This is a genomic window from Burkholderia sp. Bp9140 (assembly GCF_003853425.1).
Taxonomy (GTDB): Bacteria; Pseudomonadota; Gammaproteobacteria; order Burkholderiales; family Burkholderiaceae; genus Burkholderia.
The window spans coordinates 1-17,159 of the sequence record NZ_QTPQ01000008.1 but is presented as its reverse complement, the minus strand read 5'-3'; the positions used below and the strand labels follow the sequence as shown (position 1 = coordinate 17,159).

Annotated in this window: 17 protein-coding genes; 3 read left to right on the top strand and 14 right to left on the bottom strand. The window is 66.1% G+C overall.

Annotated elements, in window-relative coordinates:
• Positions 1–7: 7 nt before the first annotated feature.
• Positions 8–751, top strand: coding sequence for an SDR family NAD(P)-dependent oxidoreductase (locus DIE21_RS08790; RefSeq protein WP_124497327.1), 744 nt, complete (start codon positions 8–10; stop codon positions 749–751).
• Between the two features lie 290 nt (positions 752–1,041).
• Positions 1,042–1,938: a D-alanyl-D-alanine carboxypeptidase family protein gene (locus DIE21_RS08785; protein WP_260426654.1), complete on the top strand. Its 897-nt coding sequence runs from the start codon at positions 1,042–1,044 to the stop codon at positions 1,936–1,938.
• Between the two features lie 84 nt (positions 1,939–2,022).
• On the opposite strand, the gene DIE21_RS08780 is transcribed toward DIE21_RS08785, so the two are convergent.
• The 12 genes from DIE21_RS08780 to DIE21_RS08725 all read right to left on the bottom strand — a co-directional run bounded on the left by DIE21_RS08780 (position 2,023) and on the right by DIE21_RS08725 (position 13,280).
• Positions 2,023–3,483: an amino acid racemase gene (locus DIE21_RS08780; RefSeq protein WP_409364623.1), complete on the bottom strand. Its 1,461-nt coding sequence runs from the start codon at positions 3,481–3,483 to the stop codon at positions 2,023–2,025.
• Complete coding sequence (locus tag DIE21_RS08775) at positions 3,480–4,754, bottom strand: dicarboxylate/amino acid:cation symporter (protein WP_124497326.1); 1,275 nt, start codon at positions 4,752–4,754, stop codon at positions 3,480–3,482. The genes DIE21_RS08780 and DIE21_RS08775 overlap by 4 nt, the downstream gene beginning before the upstream one ends.
• Before the next feature lie 183 nt (positions 4,755–4,937).
• A complete protein-coding gene (locus tag DIE21_RS08770) occupies positions 4,938–5,852 on the bottom strand; it encodes a LysR substrate-binding domain-containing protein (RefSeq protein WP_124497325.1) in 915 nt (304 codons plus the stop codon).
• A 245-nt stretch (positions 5,853–6,097) separates the two neighbouring features.
• Complete coding sequence (locus DIE21_RS08765; protein WP_124497324.1) at positions 6,098–6,412, bottom strand: high-potential iron-sulfur protein; 315 nt, start codon at positions 6,410–6,412, stop codon at positions 6,098–6,100.
• A 158-nt stretch (positions 6,413–6,570) separates the two neighbouring features.
• Complete coding sequence (locus DIE21_RS08760) at positions 6,571–6,912, bottom strand: cytochrome C oxidase subunit IV family protein (RefSeq protein ID WP_060324245.1); 342 nt, start codon at positions 6,910–6,912, stop codon at positions 6,571–6,573.
• Between the two features lie 8 nt (positions 6,913–6,920).
• The gene (locus DIE21_RS08755; protein ID WP_124497323.1) at positions 6,921–7,640 is read right to left on the bottom strand and encodes a heme-copper oxidase subunit III family protein; all 720 of its coding nucleotides are present in this window, start codon (positions 7,638–7,640) and stop codon (positions 6,921–6,923) included.
• The gene (locus DIE21_RS08750; RefSeq protein ID WP_124497322.1) at positions 7,637–8,248 is read right to left on the bottom strand and encodes a cytochrome c oxidase subunit 3; all 612 of its coding nucleotides are present in this window, start codon (positions 8,246–8,248) and stop codon (positions 7,637–7,639) included. Before DIE21_RS08750 ends, DIE21_RS08755 begins: the two co-directional genes overlap by 4 nt.
• Entirely contained in the window at positions 8,245–10,005 is a 1,761-nt protein-coding gene (gene ctaD, locus DIE21_RS08745; RefSeq protein WP_124497321.1) for a cytochrome c oxidase subunit I, read from the bottom strand. Before ctaD ends, DIE21_RS08750 begins: the two co-directional genes overlap by 4 nt.
• Before the next feature lie 13 nt (positions 10,006–10,018).
• Complete coding sequence (locus DIE21_RS08740) at positions 10,019–11,167, bottom strand: c-type cytochrome (RefSeq protein ID WP_124497320.1); 1,149 nt, start codon at positions 11,165–11,167, stop codon at positions 10,019–10,021.
• Positions 11,168–11,515: 348 nt separating this feature from the next.
• Complete coding sequence (locus tag DIE21_RS08735) at positions 11,516–12,031, bottom strand: hypothetical protein (protein WP_124497460.1); 516 nt, start codon at positions 12,029–12,031, stop codon at positions 11,516–11,518.
• Positions 12,032–12,322: 291 nt separating this feature from the next.
• A complete protein-coding gene (locus DIE21_RS08730; protein ID WP_124497319.1) occupies positions 12,323–12,832 on the bottom strand; it encodes a DUF1269 domain-containing protein in 510 nt (169 codons plus the stop codon).
• A 232-nt stretch (positions 12,833–13,064) separates the two neighbouring features.
• A complete protein-coding gene (locus DIE21_RS08725) occupies positions 13,065–13,280 on the bottom strand; it encodes a DUF3820 family protein (protein ID WP_124497459.1) in 216 nt (71 codons plus the stop codon).
• A gap of 232 nt (positions 13,281–13,512) precedes the next feature.
• On the opposite strand from DIE21_RS08725, the gene DIE21_RS08720 reads away from it, so the two are divergent.
• A complete protein-coding gene (locus DIE21_RS08720) occupies positions 13,513–13,701 on the top strand; it encodes a hypothetical protein (RefSeq protein ID WP_124497318.1) in 189 nt (62 codons plus the stop codon).
• A 217-nt stretch (positions 13,702–13,918) separates the two neighbouring features.
• Here DIE21_RS08720 and DIE21_RS08715 read toward each other — a convergent pair whose 3' ends face one another.
• The gene (locus tag DIE21_RS08715; protein ID WP_124497317.1) at positions 13,919–14,581 is read right to left on the bottom strand and encodes an OmpA family protein; all 663 of its coding nucleotides are present in this window, start codon (positions 14,579–14,581) and stop codon (positions 13,919–13,921) included.
• A 124-nt stretch (positions 14,582–14,705) separates the two neighbouring features.
• The coding region (locus DIE21_RS08710) for a YadA-like family protein (protein ID WP_185642744.1) at positions 14,706–17,159 on the bottom strand (2,454 nt) is incomplete at its 5' end.

The following is a 17,159-nucleotide window of genomic DNA, read 5'->3' as shown; positions in this document are numbered from 1 at the left end:
GAACATCATGGCCCGACTCAGCGGAAAAATTGCCATCGTAACGGGCGCCGGCCGGGGAATCGGACGCGCCACCGCGAAACGGTTCGCCGCCGAAGGCGCAACGGTAGCGGTCGTGTCGCTCACGCCGGCCAACGTCGATGCGGTCGTCGCCGACATCGAGGCCGCCGGCGGCCGTGCACTCGGCGTCCCTTGCGATCTCGGCAGCGCCGACCAGATCAACGCGGCCGTCGACAAGGTCGCCACGACGTGCGGCGGCATCGACATACTCGTGAACAATGCATTCGATCCGTCCGCGCCGTTCTCGTCGATCGCCGAATTGTCGGTGGACAAACTGCAACGCAACTTCGATCTCGGGCCCATCGCGTACCTGAGGATGATGCAGGCGGCCTATCCGCACCTGAAAGCGAGCGGCGAAGGCCGCGTGATCAACTTCGGCTCGATGGCCGGCGTCATGGGTCTCGCGGGGTACGGTCCGTACAACATGGCGAAGGAAGCGGTGCGTGCGCTGACGAGAACCGCCGCGCGCGAATGGGCCGCCGACCGGATCACGGTCAATAACGTGTTGCCGTTGGCGCAGACGTGGGACGAAAACGCCAACGTGCCGCCACCGACCAACCCGCTGGGTCGTTTCGGTACACCCGACGACGACATCGCACCGGTCGTCCTGTTCCTCGCCAGCAAGGACGCCCGGTTCCTGACGGGTTACAGCCTCACGCCGGACGGCGGCTCGATCATCGACAGCGCACGCTAAGCGACGCTCGGCGGGCGCGTGTCGCCACGGTGTACGGCCCGCGCGTTCGAGGTCGTATGCCGCACACGCATCATGCGATGCCGACACGGCATCGCGTGCGCCGCGTCGTCGCTTATGATCGGCGTCCGCGAATCCTGTCGCGATACGTCACGCCAGACGCTTCCCCGTCGACACATCCGCTCGACACCCGATCAGCCCTACCCGTCACGACTCACATTCCCATGCAGGTTACTCGGCATACGACACGACGATTTCATCCACTCCGCCGCTTACCCCTCTTGCTGACTGTCATGACCACCTGTTTGACAGCAGTGGCCGAAGCCGCGCCCGTGCCCGCACCGCCGAACATTCAAGCCGTGTCATGGCTCGTCGTCGACGGCGCGTCCGAACAGATTCTGGCCGAGCACAACGCGGACGCGGTGCGTCAACCCGCGTCGCTCACCAAGCTCATGACCGCGTACATCGCTCTTCGTGCGCTGCGCGACGGAACCCTGGGCTGGGACGAAAAGGTTACGGTCCGCACGTCCGATGTGGCGGAAGTCGGCAGTGACGAAGCCCGGATGTATCTCGTCCCCGGACAGCGCGTCACGATCAGGAGCCTGGTCCAGGGCCTGATCGTCGCGTCGGCGAACGATGCGGCGCTGGTGCTGGCCGAGCGGGTCGGCGGCTCGCTGTCCGGCTTCGAGCAATTGATGAACGACACGGCGCGTCAGATCGGCATGCAGCACACGCGTTTCACCACGCCGTCGGGCATCACGACGCCAGGCAACCATTCGACCGCTCGCGATCTGGCCACGCTGGCACTCCGTCTCACGCGGGACTTCCCGGAATACTACGGGTACTCGTCCAGACAGCACTTTTCCTACGGAAAATTCGAGAAGCGCAACAAGAACTGGCTGCTTGGCATGGATCCGTCCGTGGACGGCCTGAAGACGGGACACACCGCGGCCGCCGGCTATTGCATCGTCGCGACCGCGAGCCGACCGCAGGAAGCCCCCGCGATCAAGCGACGCGTGTTCGCGGTGGTCCTGGGCGCGCCCACTGCCGCAGCAAGAATATCGGGGGCGGCCCGGTTGCTGAACTACGCATTTTCCTCGTACAGGGATGACGCAGCGGCGCCCTCGTCGGGACGCCATTTCGTCACGCGCCCGGCCGCGCCGGGCGCCGGCGACGCAGGCAGAACCTGATGCCATGCCGAGGCGCCTGAACCGCGCCTCGAACCCGACGGGCGTCAACCTGGTCATCGACGCCCGCCCCAAACAGATACCGACTCAACCGCCACCCGCCGTCGCATACGCAATGCACGTGCGGGCGAGCACATCGGTCGGATCGACGAGCGTCGCCCGCCCCCCGTTCCGCGCGACATATTCGCCGCCAGGCAGCAGGATCGGCAGTTCCGTGCATCCGAGCACGATCACGCTCACCCCCTCGGCAATCAGCGCCTCGATGGCAGCGCCGATATCGTCCTCGCACTGCCCGGCCGTGAAGCCGGCCTTCACGCCCCGCTCCCCGTAGATCGCTTCCATCACGCGCGCCTGCAACGCCGGTGCCGGCACCACTTGCCGAAGTCCTTGCGACTCGAGCGCCCTCTTGTAAACGCCGCTTTCGATCGTGCCCGACGTCGCCAGCACGCCGACCTCCCGCAGCGCCGGACGGGTGTCGCGCAGATGAGCGGCGGTCACGGTCAGCATGTTGACGATCGGAATGCCGAGGTAAGGCTGAATCCGCTCGACGAACGCATGCGCCGTGTTGCACGGAATCGCGATGACGTCGGCATCGCCGTCCTCGAGCTTCTTGCAGGTCGCGTACAGGGAGATCGTCGGATCCGCGCCGGTGCCCACCAGGTTCTCGGTGCGATCGGGAATCTGCGGATTCTGTTCGACCAGCAGCTTGATATGGTCCTGATCGCGCGACGCCGGCGTGTTGCGCACGATCTTGTCCAGGAAATCGACCGTCGCGGCCGGGCCCACGCCGCCGACCACGCCGATCTTGAACGTCGCCGCGCGCGAACCCGGCTGCCCGGTCAGCGCGTACTGCGCATACGCCAGGTTCGAATCCACGAGCGGCACGCGCTGCGGGCCGATTTCGTCCGCGACCAGCGCGATCTCGGTCAGCCCGGGGACGATGACCTGCACGCCCTGATCGGCGAGGTCCTCGCATGCGCGGCGCAACAGCTCGACCGGCCGGCCGCGAAGATTGCCGCGCTTGATGCCGTCGGCTCCGTAGACGGCTTCGGTCACGGGATCGATACCTTCGTGCGACCGCGGATAGACGACTTCGAATTGCGGCGGCGCGAAATACGCATCGAAGAGCCGCTTGTCCCGCACGTAGTCCGAAGCCAGCACGCCGATGCGCGTCGCGCCGGGATGCTTGCGCCGCACGTGGCTGCGAACGGCTTCGACGATATCCACGATCGGCAGACGCGTATTCGCCTTCAGCTCGTCGATGAACGTATGACTCAGGAAGCACGGCAGCACGACCGTCGTCACGCCACGCTGCTCGAACGCCCGGATCATGTCGAACACGTACAGCTTGCGTTCGATGGTCGCCGCACTGCCCGCCCCCGAGCCCTTGAACGGATATTGCTCGAAAATCATCTCGACGTGCTCCTCGTCGGACGAAGCAGGCGTGGCCTTCACCATCTTGAAGAACACGTCGGCGCTGCCCAGCGGCCCGAGACCGCCGATCACGCCGAACTTCCGCCGGGCATTCACGCTATCCGTGCGCATCATGCATTCAGCTCCGGCTGGTCGAATACGGCGCCTTCCTGCTTCGCCGCACGCCGGCTCTCCCACTTCGCGATCACCGCCGTCGCCACGCTGTTGCCGATCACGTTCGTCATCGTGCGGCCCATGTCGAGGATCTGGTCGATCGCCAGGACCATCGCGACGCCGGCCGCCGGCAGATGGAACATCGGCGCGACCGCCGCGACCACGACCACCGAGCCGCGCGGCACGCTCGCCATGCCCTTGCTGCTCAACATCAGCACCAGCAGCATGAAGACCTGCTGCGACAGCGGCATGTGCACGCCGAACGCCTGCGCGATGAAGATCGCGGCAAACGCCTGATACATCATCGAACCATCGAGGTTGAACGCGTATCCCAGCGGCAGCGTGAAGCCCGCCACTTTCTTGTCGACGCCGAACTGCTCGAGCTGCTCGGTCAGGCGCGGATAGGCCGCCTCGCTGCTCGCGGTCGAGAAAGCGATCAGCGCGGGTTCGCGCACGGCCTTCAGCAGGCTGACGACTCGCCGCCCGAGAAACACGTAGCCGGCGCCGATCAGCATCGCCCACAGGACCAGCAGCCCGAGATAGAACGAGCCGACCAGCTTTCCATACGTGTAGATCACGTCGAGCCCGCGCAGCGTGACCGACGAAGCGATCGCACCGAATACGCCGAGCGGCGCCGCGCGCATCACGTAGTTCGTCAGACGCAGCATCACCGGCACCATGCCGTCGATCGACTGGATCACGACGCCGACCCGCTTGTCGTGCTTCAGCGCACTCAGCGCGATGCCGAGAAAGACCGAGAACACCAGGATCTGCAGGATGTCGTTGCGCGCCATCGCGTCGAGCAGGCTGGTCGGGAACGCATGCGTGATCACGTCCCGTGCGTTCAGCGCGGCGGTATTGAGTCCGGTGTTGACCTCGCCGGCGGCTTCCGTGAGGTTCAGCCCGGCGCCCGGCTGCAGCGCATTGGCCATCACGAGGCCCAGGCTCAACGAAATCAGCGACGCACAGATGAACCATCCGATCGAACGCACACCGATGCGGCCGACGTCTTCGCCGCTGTCCATGCCGGCCAGGCCGGACACGAGCGTCACGAACACCAGCGGCGCAATGATCATCTTGATCAGGCGCAGGAAGATGTCGGTGACGATCGAGAAGTAGCCGGCGACCGCTTTGAGCGCGGCCGGGTTCGCTATGTTCGTGTGGCACGCATAACCGGCGACGACACCGAGGGTCATGCCGATTGCAATGCTCAGGGTAAGGCGATTTTTCATGTCCATTCGTCCTTGGGTGGCACCCGGCCGCCGGAACGCGGCGAGCGCTGCGAAGAAGGCCCCGCGACGCCGGTCACGCGTCACATGTGCCGTTGGAACGAATGGTAGGGACGGTCGAAAAAACCGTGATGCCGGTGCAACATGGCGGTATGCGAGCCTCGCATAAGGCGGGAAAACCCTGACTTACCCGAGCCGGGCAGGCTCCGCGCGCAGATGCTGCCAGAGCGTGTCGAGGAATTCGCTGCGATTCGACACGTCGCGATACACGCGCAGTTCGACTTCCAGGTTCCACGCCGCCGGCCCGGCCGGTACGAGTTCGCCGGCCGCCAGTTCGGCGGCGATCGCGCTGCGGGGCAGCCACGCAATGCCCTCGCCTTCCATCACGAGCTTTTTCAGCACTTCGGCCATGTCGGACTCGTAGTGCAGTTGCAACGCCGGCGTGTCCGACGCACGACCGAGCAGCAGCGCGAGACATCGCCCGAAGTAGCTGGTTTCCGTATAGGAGATCAGCGGCAGCGGATTCTGCCTCGTGCCGGGCAGGCGAAACGCGGGCGCCGAGCGCCGGTTCGGCCGGCACGCCGGCATCAACGTGTCGAGGCCCACGGTCAGGTGCTCGTACTTCGCCGGGTCGAGATGGAGCGGCAGCTCCGGATGGTGATAGGCGAACATGAGCTCGCAGTTGCCGTTCACGAGCATCAGGATCGAGTCATGGACGTTGGTTGGAATGACGCGCGCCCGCACTTCGCCGAAATGCGGCGCGAGCGCCTTGAGCCAGGCCGGCAGGAAGCTGAGCGCGATCGTGTGGCCCGCGGCGATCTGCAGGCTCTTGCCGGCGATCCGCTGCTCGGTGCGGATGATGGCGCGCGTGTCGAACAGGCGGCTGAGCACGTCCTCGGCCGTCTCGCGAAACAGGCGGCCCGCCGGCGTCAGCACCGGCGGAAAACTGCTGCGGTCGATCAGTTCGGCGCCGATCCACTGCTCGAGCGACTGGATGCGACGGCTGAAGCCCGACTGCGTGACGTTGCGAAATTCGGCCGCACGGGAAAAGCTTTGATATTGAGCGAGCGCGAGGAAATCCTCGATCCATTTGATTTCCATGTTGGCCTTGGCGGGTCGCGGGTGGATCGGCCTGTGCGTCACCCAGATCAAGGTGACGCACGGGCCGGCGGACGCTCACATTGTATGTGCTCGATCCGGCGCATCGCGTCGGCATTCGCCACGGTGCCCATGCACCGATCCGAATGTCGTCGTGCGGTATCGTCGTCGACGGGACGATATTCGCCGCCGGCAACCCCGTTGACAACGACGTTTCGGCAACACGGCCGCCACGTCGTCCCTGCTCGCTACGCCTTTTTCGCATAGGCGCTGCACCAGCCTTTTGCATTGACCTGCTTGCCGCCGAAAATGGTGCACGGCGCCATCGCGGCGCCGGTCTTGCCCTGGAAGAACTGGCAATTCGCGCAGGCCTCGCCCGCCTGAAATTTCGGGAACTTCGCATGGTCGACCCGGCTGGCGTCCGTCTTGTAGCCGAGGGCCTGGGCGTTTGCATCGGATTCCTGCACGGCACCGGCATCCGCCGCGGCCGCGCGACGTCCAACGGCCAGCGCGGAGGCGAAAACGGTAGTGGCTGCAATAAAGCGTCGGCGTGAAAATCTCATGGGGTCCTCCCTTCAGGTTTGCGTGAACGGATGTCCGGGAAGCGTCGTCCCCGATGACGTGACGCCGTCCGTCCCGAAACGGCGTCCGTCGATGGCGCACGTATCGTGCCCATCGTGATGCGCAACGCCCGTCGGCCGACGCACGGCCGGCGACGGGATCAGTGGAAGAAGAGCGCCCGCATGCCGAACGTGTGATGCGCTTCGGCGGCCATCAGCACCATCAGCACCAGCAGGCACAGAGGCGGCACCAGGATCGCGTACACCAGCGCCAGCCGCTCCCACATCATGTGCATGAAAATCGACACGATCAGCCCGGCCTTGGCGATCATGAGCACGACGATCAGCACCCAGCGCAGCAGGCCCTGCACGTGGAAATAGTCCACCAGGTACGACAACGTGCTCAGGACGAACAGCAGGCCCCAGATCTTCAGGTAGATGCCGATCGGATGCTGCTGGCCGTGCGCGGCGTCGGGTCGATCGGCGGGATCGGTGTGGTCCATGGCCTGCCTCACCACAAATAGAACAGCGCGAAGATGAACACCCACACCAGGTCGACGAAGTGCCAGTACAAGCCGGCAATCTCGACGATCTGGAAGTTGCCGTGGTCGGCGAACCCCGGCTGCAGGATCTTGCGTGCGATCAGCAGCAGGTAGATCACGCCGCAGGTCACGTGAAAGCCGTGAAACCCGGTGATCATGAAAAAGCACGCGCCAAACTGTGCCGCGCCCATCGGGTTGCCCCACGGACGGATGCCTTCTCGGAAGATCAGGTTGCTCCATTCGAAGGCCTGCAGCGACACGAAGGTCGCACCCAGCAGCGCGGTCGCCAGCAACAGCGCCGCGGCGGGCCTTGCGTTGCGCCGGTAGCCGAAGTTGACGGCCATCGCCATGGTGCCGCTGCTGCTGATCAGGATGAACGTCATGATGGCAATCAGCAGCAGCGGCACTTCCACGCCGCCCACGGTCAGCCCGAACACCTTGGACGTGTCGGGCCACGGCGCCGTGGTCGACATGCGCACCGACATGTAGCCGATCAGGAAGCTGCTGAAGACGAAGGTGTCCGACAGCAGGAAGATCCACATCATCGCCTTGCCCCACGGCACCTTGAACGCTTCGCGGTCGGCCGACCAGTCGGTGACGATGCCGCGCCAGCCGTCGGGGCCGGCGCCGGTCGGCGCGATGTCGGCCGATTCGCCGGCGGGTTCGGAGGGGAGCGTGGGCGAAGTCATGGCGCGGCTCCATACAGCGGCCCGCACAGGGCGGCGATGATCGCGGGGGTGATCCACCACATCGCAGCCAGCAGCGCGAGCCAGACAGCCAGCAGAAAATGCCAATAGATCGCGCACAGCGCAATGGCACGCTGGGCCCGGAACGGGTCAGCGCGCCGCAGACGCGCGATCGTGATGCCCCAGGCCACCAGCCCGCCCAGCACGTGCAACCCGTGCAGGCCGGTGAGCAGGTACAGGAAGCTGTTGGAAGGATTGACGGTGATGGTCTGCCCGGCCGCGGACAGCATGCGCCAGGCGGTCAGTTGCCCGATCACGAACAGCGCCGCCAGCACCCCGCCGGATATCAGCCACGCCGCGCGGTGCAAGCCGATCCGCCGGGCACGCTGCATGGCCATGCTTGCCAGCACCAGCGCACCGGTGTTCCACCAGAGCAGCACCGGATGCGGGATCGGCTGCCAGTCGGGCTCGCGCATGCGCATGCCATAGGCGAGCAGCAGCAGTGAAAACAAGGTCGTGGCCACCGCCATGAAGACGATCAGGCCCGTGCGGCCCGCATTCGGCGAGACGGGTCGCGCGTCGGGAACGAGGGGGCGCGGCAGCGTGGTCATTCGCGTGCCTCGCCGGGGTGAAGGGTCGGCTGCGTCGGCGCGGGCTCGGGCGCCGTTGCGGGCGGCTGGTTTTGCGGGACGAAGTCTTCCTCCTGCCCCGGCGGACTGTATTCGTAGGCCCAGCGGTAGACCACCGGCAGCGCGGCGCCCCAGTTGCCGTGCGCCGGCGGCGTTTGCGGCGTCTGCCATTCCAGCGTGGTGGCCCGCCACGGGTTGCCGTCGGCACGCTTGCCGCGCGCGAGGCTCCACGCCAGGTTGAACAGGAACAGCAGCTGCGCCGCCGCGACGATCAGCGCAACGACGGTGATGAACGCGTTGAGCGTCTGCGCCGAATGCGGAATGAAGCTGTAGCCCTCGTACGCGTAATACCGTCGCGGCATGCCCAGGACGCCGAGATAGTGCATCGGGAAGTAGATCGCATAGGTGCCGACGAAGGTGATCCAGAAATGCGCGCGCCCGAGCGTGTCGTCGAGCATGCGGCCCGTCACCTTCGGATACCAGTGGTAAAGGCCGCCGAACACCACCAGGATCGGCGACACGGCCATCACCATATGGAAGTGCGCGACCACGAAGTACGTGTTCGACAGCGGAATGTCCACGCTCACGTTGCCGAGGTAGAGCCCGGTCAGCCCGCCCAGCACGAAGGTGCTGACGAAGCCGATCGCGAACAGCATCGGCACGGTCAGGTGGATATCGCCGCGCCACAGCGTCAGCACCCAGTTGTAGACCTTGAGCGCGGTCGGCACGGCGATGATGAGCGTGGTGGTGGCGAAGAAGAAGCCGAAGTACGGATTCATGCCGGCGACGAACATGTGGTGGGCCCAGACCACGAAGCTCAACGCGCCGATGATGACGATCGCCCACACCATCATCCTGTAGCCGAAGATGCTCTTGCGCGCGTGCGTGCTGATGAGGTCCGACGCGATGCCGAAGGCCGGCAGCGCGACGATGTAGACCTCGGGATGCCCGAAGAACCAGAACAGGTGCTGGAACAGCAGCGGGCTGCCGCCGACGTGCTTGAGCGTCTGCCCCATCGACACCACGGCCGGCACGAAGAAGCTGGTGCCGAGCGTCCTGTCGAGCAGCATCATCACCGCCGACACGAACAGCGCCGGAAACGCCAGCAGCGCCATGATGGTCGCGATGAAGATACCCCACACCGTGAGCGGCATGCGCATGAGCGTCATGCCGCGCGTGCGCGCCTGCAGCGTGGTGGTCACGTAGTTCAGGCCGCCCATCGTCGCCGCGACGATGAAGATCGCCAGCGACACCAGCATCAGCACGATGCCCCATTGCACGCCCGGCGTGCCCGGCAGGATGGCCTGCGGCGGATACAGCGTCCAGCCCGCGCCGGTCGGCCCGCCCGGCACGAAGAAGCTCGCCGTCAGCACCAGCACGGCCAGCAGGTAGACCCAGTAGCTCAGCATGTTGAGAAACGGGAACACCATGTCGCGCGCGCCCAGCATCAGCGGGATCAGGTAGTTGCCGAAGCCGCCCAGGAACAGCGCCGTCAGCAGGTAGATCACCATGATCATCCCGTGCATGGTGACGAACTGGTAGTAGTGGTTGGCGTCGATGAAGGCGAACTTGCCCGGGAAGCCGAGCTGCAGCCGCATCAGGTCCGACAGCACCATGCCGACCAGGCCGATGGCGATGGCCGTCAGCGCATACTGCACGGCGATGACCTTGTGGTCCTGGCTCCAGACATAGCGGGTCCAGAAGCTGCGCGGGGCGTGGTCGGGGTGCGCGTACGTCATGGCATCTGCTCCGCTAGCGCTGGGCCGCGCTGCCGGCGTCCGGCCCGCCTTGCGCCTTGATATAGGCCACCAGCGCGGTCAGTTCCTGATCGCTCAGGTCGAAGTGCGGCATGATCGGCGAGAAGCCCTTCACGACGCGGGCCGTCGGGTTGCTGATGAACGCGCGCAGGTAGGCGTCGTCCACCTTCGCGGTGCTGCCGTCGGCCATCGTTTCGGTCTTGCCGTACAGGCCCTTCCAGGTGGGGCCCACGCGCGGCGTGCCGTCCACGGTATGGCAGGCGAGGCAGCCCTTGGCCGCCGCGAGCGTCCTGCCCAGCTCGGCAAGCGCCTGGCCGCTGCCGCCCGCGGCGGCGGGTGCGGCCTGCACGCCGGCCTGCTGGCGCTGCGCGAACGTCGGCTGCCGCGCGAGCCAGCGCGAGAACGACGCCTCGTCTTCCACCACCACCACGCCGCGCATGCTGGCGTGCCCGATACCGCAGAGCTGCGCGCACAGGATGTCGTAACGCCCTGCCTTGGTCGGCGTGAACCAGAAGGTGGTCACCATGCCGGGCACCATGTTCATGCGCGCACGAAACGGCGGGACGTAGAAGTCGTGCAGCACGTCGCGCGAACGTGTCAGGACCTGGACCGGCCGGTTGAGCGGCAAGTGCACCTCCGACGCGTCGATCAGGTGGTTGTCGCGGCCGTTGGGGTCGGCGGGATTCAGGCCGAACGGGTTGTCGTTGCTGATGTAGCGCACGTCCGTCGTACCCAGCTTGCCGCCCGGCCCGGCAAAGCGGAAGCGCCATTGCCATTGCTGGCCGAGCACTTCCATCTGCAGCACCTTGGGCGGCGGCCGTATGTAGTCCGCGTAGACGAACAGCCCCGGTGCCAGCAATGCAGCCACGCCGACCGAGGTCAGGCCGATCAGCCACCATTCCAGCCGCCTATTGTGCGGCTCGTAGGCGGCGCGATGACCGCTGCGGTGGCGGTAGCGCACCAGTGCGATCACGAGGAACAGGTTGATCCCGATGAAGAAGGCGCCGGTGATGACGAGCGTGATCGTCAGCATGTCGTCCATGCGCACCCAGTTCGACGCGATCGGCGTGATCCACCATGGACTGGCAAAGTGAAACCCCACCGCCAATACGATGATCAGGACCAGAGCAATCGCAAGGGCCATAGGCCGCCTCGCTGCGTGTCACGCGCTCGAGCCGCCGACCCGACGCTGCTGGCGTCGTCGTGCCGCATCGCCGCATTGCGTATCGTTCGTATCGCCTGCGCCGGCACCGCGGCCGGGACCGCTTCGCGACGCATTGCACACGACGGCTCTAAAGCAAAGGTAGTCCGCTCCCCTGCAACGTGCAAGGCAGCGCCACGGGGAAGCGTGCGCCGTGTACCCGCGCGCATGGCGGCGACGCATGCGGCGATGCCATGCAAAACGGCCGCCCCCGGCATGGGTTGCCGAGGCGGCCGTCGCCCGGGGCCGCCGGGTATTCAGGGCCGGCGCGGCGGGAAAAAAGGCGACGCGTCAGTCCCCCCTGCTCAGCCTGCGCCATCGCTCCAGCCTGCCGTAGGCGACGGCGGCAACCACGCCGAACAGCAGGTTTGCCAGCAAGGGGCCGGAACCGCGCTCCGAGATGAACCATGGGAACACGGCCGTCATCACATGGAAGTTCCACACATACGCGACGATGCCGAACGCCAGCCCGATCACGGCCTCCATGCCCACGCTCGAATCGAAGCGGAAAGGCGCCATGATCGCGGCGAGCATCATCCCCATGATCGCGCCGAGCACGTAGTGCAGCAGCAGCGCCATCGCCACGATTTCGAGGCTGAATTGCGACATCTGGCTGAGCGCGCCTCGGCCCATCACCATCGCCGCGATCTTGTGCGTCGGTCGCCACGGGCTTTCACCGAGCACCAGCGTCGACCAGAAGAATTCCAGCACGATCACCAGCGCACCGCCCGCAAGACCGGCCACGGCAGCGGAGATCCAGTCCGGCGTGCGCCGTTCCCAATGGTGGGATTGCATGTGCAGCTCCATATGACCTCCTTGCTGACGGTTCAGCTTCAGCACTCAAGTTCAGAACACGCCCTTCGCGTCGAAATGTACGCCCCGTGTGCGATTCGGAATGGCCGGACACGGGGCCGGCGCAAGACACGAGCCGGTGCGCCGCATTGCGCCACGGCGCGTTTTGCGTGCAATCCGACATCGGCACAGGCAAGCCGTTGGCGCGCGGCGTTTCCCTCCTCGCTCACCGGGTGAGGCAAAAGGGCCGCGTTCGGCGAATTGCGTCGATGTGCGCAGGTATTCATGCAAGCGGGTTTTCGCGTGTCAGGGGAAGATCGGCGTCGTGGGCTCGCCACCCTCAAGGTCCGCCTTGGGAAAATGCTGGGCGACCATCTGCTCGATTTCCTGCTCTCGCAGTGCCGGCACGTCGGCCATGATCAGGATCTGGCCTTCCCGGATGGCGTCACGAAAGCGCGCGAGTCGCCCATTCGGCTCGGCGATGCCGATCATCGCGGCCGTCCACGCCCCGAAGCCCGCTCCCGCCATCGTCAATGCGACGACGGCGCCGCCCGCAATCACGAGCTCCGCAGGGGGGAAGACCAGCGCGACGAGACCGATGAGCGCGCCCGTCGCGCCGCCGAGTGCGACGCCGCGCTCGAGCGCGTGCACGACATCGCTGCTTTGCAGCAGAGACGCTTCGGGTAACTGATCAAGTGTGACGCTGTGATCGGCGAGAACGTGTATATGGCGCCAGATGATGCGCGCGCGCAGCAAGTCATCGACGATCGCCTTCGCCATCTGCGTATCGGGTACGAGAAAATAAAGGCGTCTCATGTTGGCACCCCTCTTTTTGCGGTCGGCTCATCCGGAACAGAGCCTTTTCTATTCTATGTCAGCATCGGCCGTGCGATACCCGCGCGTATACGAGCGTTGCGAGCGTTGGCGCCGCAATGTGCGTGGATTTCGTCGAACGTCGGGTTCCCGCCCCGGTGCGGTGCGATCGTTCAACCCGCGTGACATGTGCGCTCGAAGAGCGGCCGCCGCCGTCAATGGCGGCTGGTTCGCGCTATCCGCGGTTGCGCAGCGGCTCCAGCAGGCTCCTCAGGCCGTTATGGTCGATCTCGTGCATCAGCGCGAGCTGTCGGCCGATTTCGCCGCGCGGGAACCCTTCGCGAGCCAGCCAGTTGAGGTAAGGCCCGGGCAGGTCGGCAATGAGTCGACCCTTGTATTTTCCGAAGGGCATGGTGACGGTGACAAGGCATTCAAGATCTGGGGCGCGCATGCCGGTATTGTGCACGGATTTGCGCTCCGCACGCGCGCCACGGCCCCCCTGGGGAGTCGTATCGGCTGTCGGATCGAGTCTGACGAATACCGACGCGCCGGTCGGAATGACAGACGGAAAATCGACACGCGAATGCTTCCGGCGGGACCTCACGGAAACGACCCGGCAAAACCGCCGCTCCCCTTCTTGCCTGCTAGACTGGAATTTCCCCCTGCAAACCATGGAGGGAATCATGATGTCGATCTACGTCGTGAAGACCGGTGAGCAGTTCCTCTGCACCGCCGAGGACGGCGACATCGGTATGGCACCGGCAATTGAAGATGCCACGTCCTTCGGTTCGTATGAGGAAGCGGAAAAAGCGGCAAACACGCATGCCGACCCCGGATACGAAATCGTGGCCGTCTGCGTGATCAGGCACTGATCCGCTGCCCGGTGCGGATGATGGCCCGCGTGTCGGACGCAAGTCGCCGTGCGGCATCGTCGTCCGTGCGACGATGACGGCGACGGCGACACCGCACCCGCCCCGCGTGACGCGTTGCCTGCGTCGATGGCCTGCGTCCCCGGACGGCACCGCTACCGCAAGCGAGCCGTCCGGTCGGTTTCGACGGCCACGCCTGCGGCAACCCGGTCGCTGCTTGTCACTTCCGCAGCGAAATTTCCACCCGGCGATTGCGCGCCCGCCCCTCGGCGGTATCGTTCGATGCCGCCGGATTGGCTTCTCCATGCCCCGTCGCGGCAAACGCCTCCGCCTTCAGCCCGTGTTCGCGCAGATACCCCGCGACAGCATCGGCGCGGCGCTTCGACAGCGCCTGGTTGTGCGCATCCGAGCCGGTCGCGTCGGTATAGCCGTCCACGTCCACGCGCGCGAAATGCTTGTCGCCTTGCTGGTTCAGCAGCGTATCGAGCGCGGCGGTGGCCGCGGACGTCAGCACGGCGGAGTCGGTCGCGAAGTAGGCATCGCCGGTCAGGCTCACCTTCTCGACCGGGGCGGGCGCGGCCGCGGCAGCCGCGGCAGCCGGCGCGGGTGCCGCACCACACTGGAACACCATCGAGTGCGGATCGGCGCCGTCGCGGTACGGCGTCGTGGAATCGACCACGCGCACGGCCTCGTTGCCGCACATGCGCGTCGCGACCTTCATGCAGGTCTTCGCGCTCGAGAGGATGCCGTGGCAGTCGACGCGAAAGGTCCGGATGCCGTCGCGGGGCTGCAGCTCGTATGCGTTGTACGTCGGCCCCGACGCGCTGGAACAGGCAGCGAGGGAAACGACGGACGCCAGCAGTGCAATAGGAATGTTTTTCACTTGATTACTCCGAAAATGCGATGGGCGCCGCACGTGCGGCGCGATGGCGCAGCCGCAGGCGCGTGCGTTGCGGTCGACGCGGTCCGCTCCGGCACGGCGTGCCGGAACGAACCGCTGCGCGCGATCACTTCCACTGATACAGCATGCCCGCGCCGACGACGCGCTGGCTGCCGGCGAAGCCGCCGTTCAGCGTCGCCTTCAGGTTCTCCGTGATGCGCGCCTGCATGCCGACCGCCATGGCCTTCTGACCCTGGAACGTCGCCGTGCCGACACCCATCGCGAAGTTCGAGTCGCGATCCATGTGCGGGATCGACGCCATCGCGGCGGTTGCGGCGATCCCCTCGCGTGCCATCGAATCGGTCTGCTGGATCTGCTGCTGCATCTGCGTGAGCTGGTTGTTGACCGTGTTCAGCGATTGCGTGAACTGGTTCGATACCGCATTCAGCTGGTTCACGTTCACCGCATCCGTGCCCTGCGTGCCCGCGGCGACGTTGACGACCTGCCGCGCCGAATCCGCCGAGCCGACCGCGACGACGTTCGAGCGGCCGCCGTCGTTGCTGCCCGCGCCGACCGCCGCCGAATTGCTGCCCGACGAGGTCGCCCCGACGCCGATCGCGGTCGAGCCGCTGCCGGACGCCGTCGACGCGTTGCCGACCGCCGTGCTGTTCGAGCCGGATGCCACCGCGCCCGATCCGCCCGCCGACGAGTTCGAACCGCTCGGCCCCGGCGGCACGTTGCCGCCGGACGGATTCGACGTGTAAGAACCGCCGAGGTTGGTCGTACGCTGGTCGATCAGCGTCGTCAGCTGGTTCGCGACCGAGTCGAGCTGCGACACGTTCACCGCGTCCGTGCCGTTCTTGCCGGCGGCGAGGCCGGTGATCTGCCGGTTGCCGACGTTCACTTCGCCGGCCGACGACTGCGGGCTGCTCAGGCCGTACGCGACGTAGTTCGTCAGCGCGCCGACCGTGGTCAGCGAGCCCGCGCCCAGTGCGACGCTGTTCGCGAACGTCGCCGATGCACCGGCACCGAGCGCGAGCGCATCGGTCGCGTTGCTGTGCGCACCGGAACCCAGCGCGACACTGCCCACGCTGACCGCCACCGCATTCGCGCCTTGCGCGACGGACTGCGCACCGGTTGCCGTCGCGCCGCTGCCGAGCGCGATCGCGTCGGCCTGCGCCGAGCTCGCCGCCTGCCCGATCGCGATGCCGCCGGGCGCGGTCTGGTCGACGATCGCGCCGTTGCCGATGCCCACGCCGTTGTCGCCGTTGACGACCGTCGTCGGCCCCACCGCGACCGATTCCGCGCCGACGGCGAGCGAGTCCGCCGCCGTCGAATTCGCGTGGAAGTACTTCTGGCCCGTGACCGCGAACGACTGCAATGCACCTGCCAGCTGCCGTACCGTCACCGCATCCTGCTGGCCGGTGCCGTCCGCGACGTTGGTGATCTGGCGATACGTCCTGTTCGTCGCGTCGCCGACCGACACCGCGCCGAGCAGCGTCTGGTCCGTCGTGTTGAACGGGATCGACGCGGTGCCGTTGCGGAGGATGCCGGACGACGGCGCCGTCGCGCGATCGGCCACCGCGCCCGAACCGAGCGCGATGCTGCCGTCCACGCGCGAGATCGCGTTCGGCCCGATCGCCACGCTGTCGACGCCGATCGCCTGGCTGTCCGGCGCGGTCGAGTTCGCGTGGAAATACTTGATGCCGTGCGCGTTGATGTTGTCGATCGCCGAGCCGACGTTGTTGTTGATCGTGGTCGAGCCGTCGCTGTTGTACGTCACGTACGACGGCGCCGAAATTGTGCCGGTCGTCGGGTCGTAGGTCGAGCCGCCGCCGATCGCGCCGGCCGTGCTGTTGCCGAGATTGGTGTTGTTGTTCACGATCGAGCTCAGGCCCGTCGACAGCGAACTGATGCCCGTCGACGTGGCGGTCGACAGCGATGTCAGGTTGCTGTTCGTCGCGCTCAGGCCGGTGGACAGCGAGCCCACCACCGTGGAAGTCGACGTCGACAGCGACGTGACCGTGCTGTTCGTCGAGCTCAGACCGGTCGACAGCGAGCTGATTCCCGTCGACGCGGAAGTCGACAGCGACGTGACCGTGCTGTTCGTCGAGCTCAGGCCGGTCGACAGTGAGCTGATCCCCGTCGACGTCGAAGTCGACAGCGACATGACCGTGCTGTTCGTCGAGCTCAGGCCGGTCGACAGCGAGCTGATGCCGGTCGATGTCGAAGTCGACAGCGACGTGACCGTGCTGTTCGTCGAGCTCAAGCCGGTCGACAGCGAGTTGATCCCCGTCGACGTCGAGGTCGACAGCGACGTGACCGTGCTGTTCGTCGAGCTCAGGCCAGTCGACAGCGAGTTGATCCCGGTCGACGTCGAGGTCGACAGCGACGTGATCGCACTATTCGCCGACGACAAACCCGTCGACGTGGACGTCGACAACGAAGTCACCGTGCTGTTCGTCGAGCTCAAGCCCGTCGACAGCGAGTTGATCCCGGTCGATGTCGAGGTCGACAGCGACGTGATCGCACTATTCGCCGACGACAAACCCGTCGACGTGGACGTCGACAACGAAGTCAC

Excerpts from the sequence above, each read along its gene's own strand:
- DIE21_RS08725 (WP_124497459.1), bottom strand. The coding sequence starts at position 13,280 with ATGCGCGCCCCAGATCTTGAATGCCTTGTCACCGTCACCATGCCCTTC.
- DIE21_RS08790 (WP_124497327.1), top strand. The coding sequence starts at position 8 with ATGGCCCGACTCAGCGGAAAAATTGCCATCGTAACGGGCGCCGGCCGG.
- DIE21_RS08770 (WP_124497325.1), bottom strand. The coding sequence starts at position 5,852 with ATGGAAATCAAATGGATCGAGGATTTCCTCGCGCTCGCTCAATATCAA.
- DIE21_RS08735 (WP_124497460.1), bottom strand. The coding sequence starts at position 12,031 with ATGGAGCTGCACATGCAATCCCACCATTGGGAACGGCGCACGCCGGAC.
- DIE21_RS08740 (WP_124497320.1), bottom strand. The coding sequence starts at position 11,167 with ATGGCCCTTGCGATTGCTCTGGTCCTGATCATCGTATTGGCGGTGGGG.
- ctaD (WP_124497321.1), bottom strand. The coding sequence starts at position 10,005 with ATGACGTACGCGCACCCCGACCACGCCCCGCGCAGCTTCTGGACCCGC.
- DIE21_RS08765 (WP_124497324.1), bottom strand. The coding sequence starts at position 6,412 with ATGAGATTTTCACGCCGACGCTTTATTGCAGCCACTACCGTTTTCGCC.
- DIE21_RS08720 (WP_124497318.1), top strand. The coding sequence starts at position 13,513 with ATGATGTCGATCTACGTCGTGAAGACCGGTGAGCAGTTCCTCTGCACC.
- DIE21_RS08755 (WP_124497323.1), bottom strand. The coding sequence starts at position 7,640 with ATGACTTCGCCCACGCTCCCCTCCGAACCCGCCGGCGAATCGGCCGAC.
- DIE21_RS08775 (WP_124497326.1), bottom strand. The coding sequence starts at position 4,754 with ATGAAAAATCGCCTTACCCTGAGCATTGCAATCGGCATGACCCTCGGT.
- DIE21_RS08760 (WP_060324245.1), bottom strand. The coding sequence starts at position 6,912 with ATGGACCACACCGATCCCGCCGATCGACCCGACGCCGCGCACGGCCAG.
- DIE21_RS08780 (WP_409364623.1), bottom strand. The coding sequence starts at position 3,483 with ATGATGCGCACGGATAGCGTGAATGCCCGGCGGAAGTTCGGCGTGATC.
- DIE21_RS08750 (WP_124497322.1), bottom strand. The coding sequence starts at position 8,248 with ATGACCACGCTGCCGCGCCCCCTCGTTCCCGACGCGCGACCCGTCTCG.
- DIE21_RS08730 (WP_124497319.1), bottom strand. The coding sequence starts at position 12,832 with ATGAGACGCCTTTATTTTCTCGTACCCGATACGCAGATGGCGAAGGCG.
- DIE21_RS08785 (WP_260426654.1), top strand. The coding sequence starts at position 1,042 with ATGACCACCTGTTTGACAGCAGTGGCCGAAGCCGCGCCCGTGCCCGCA.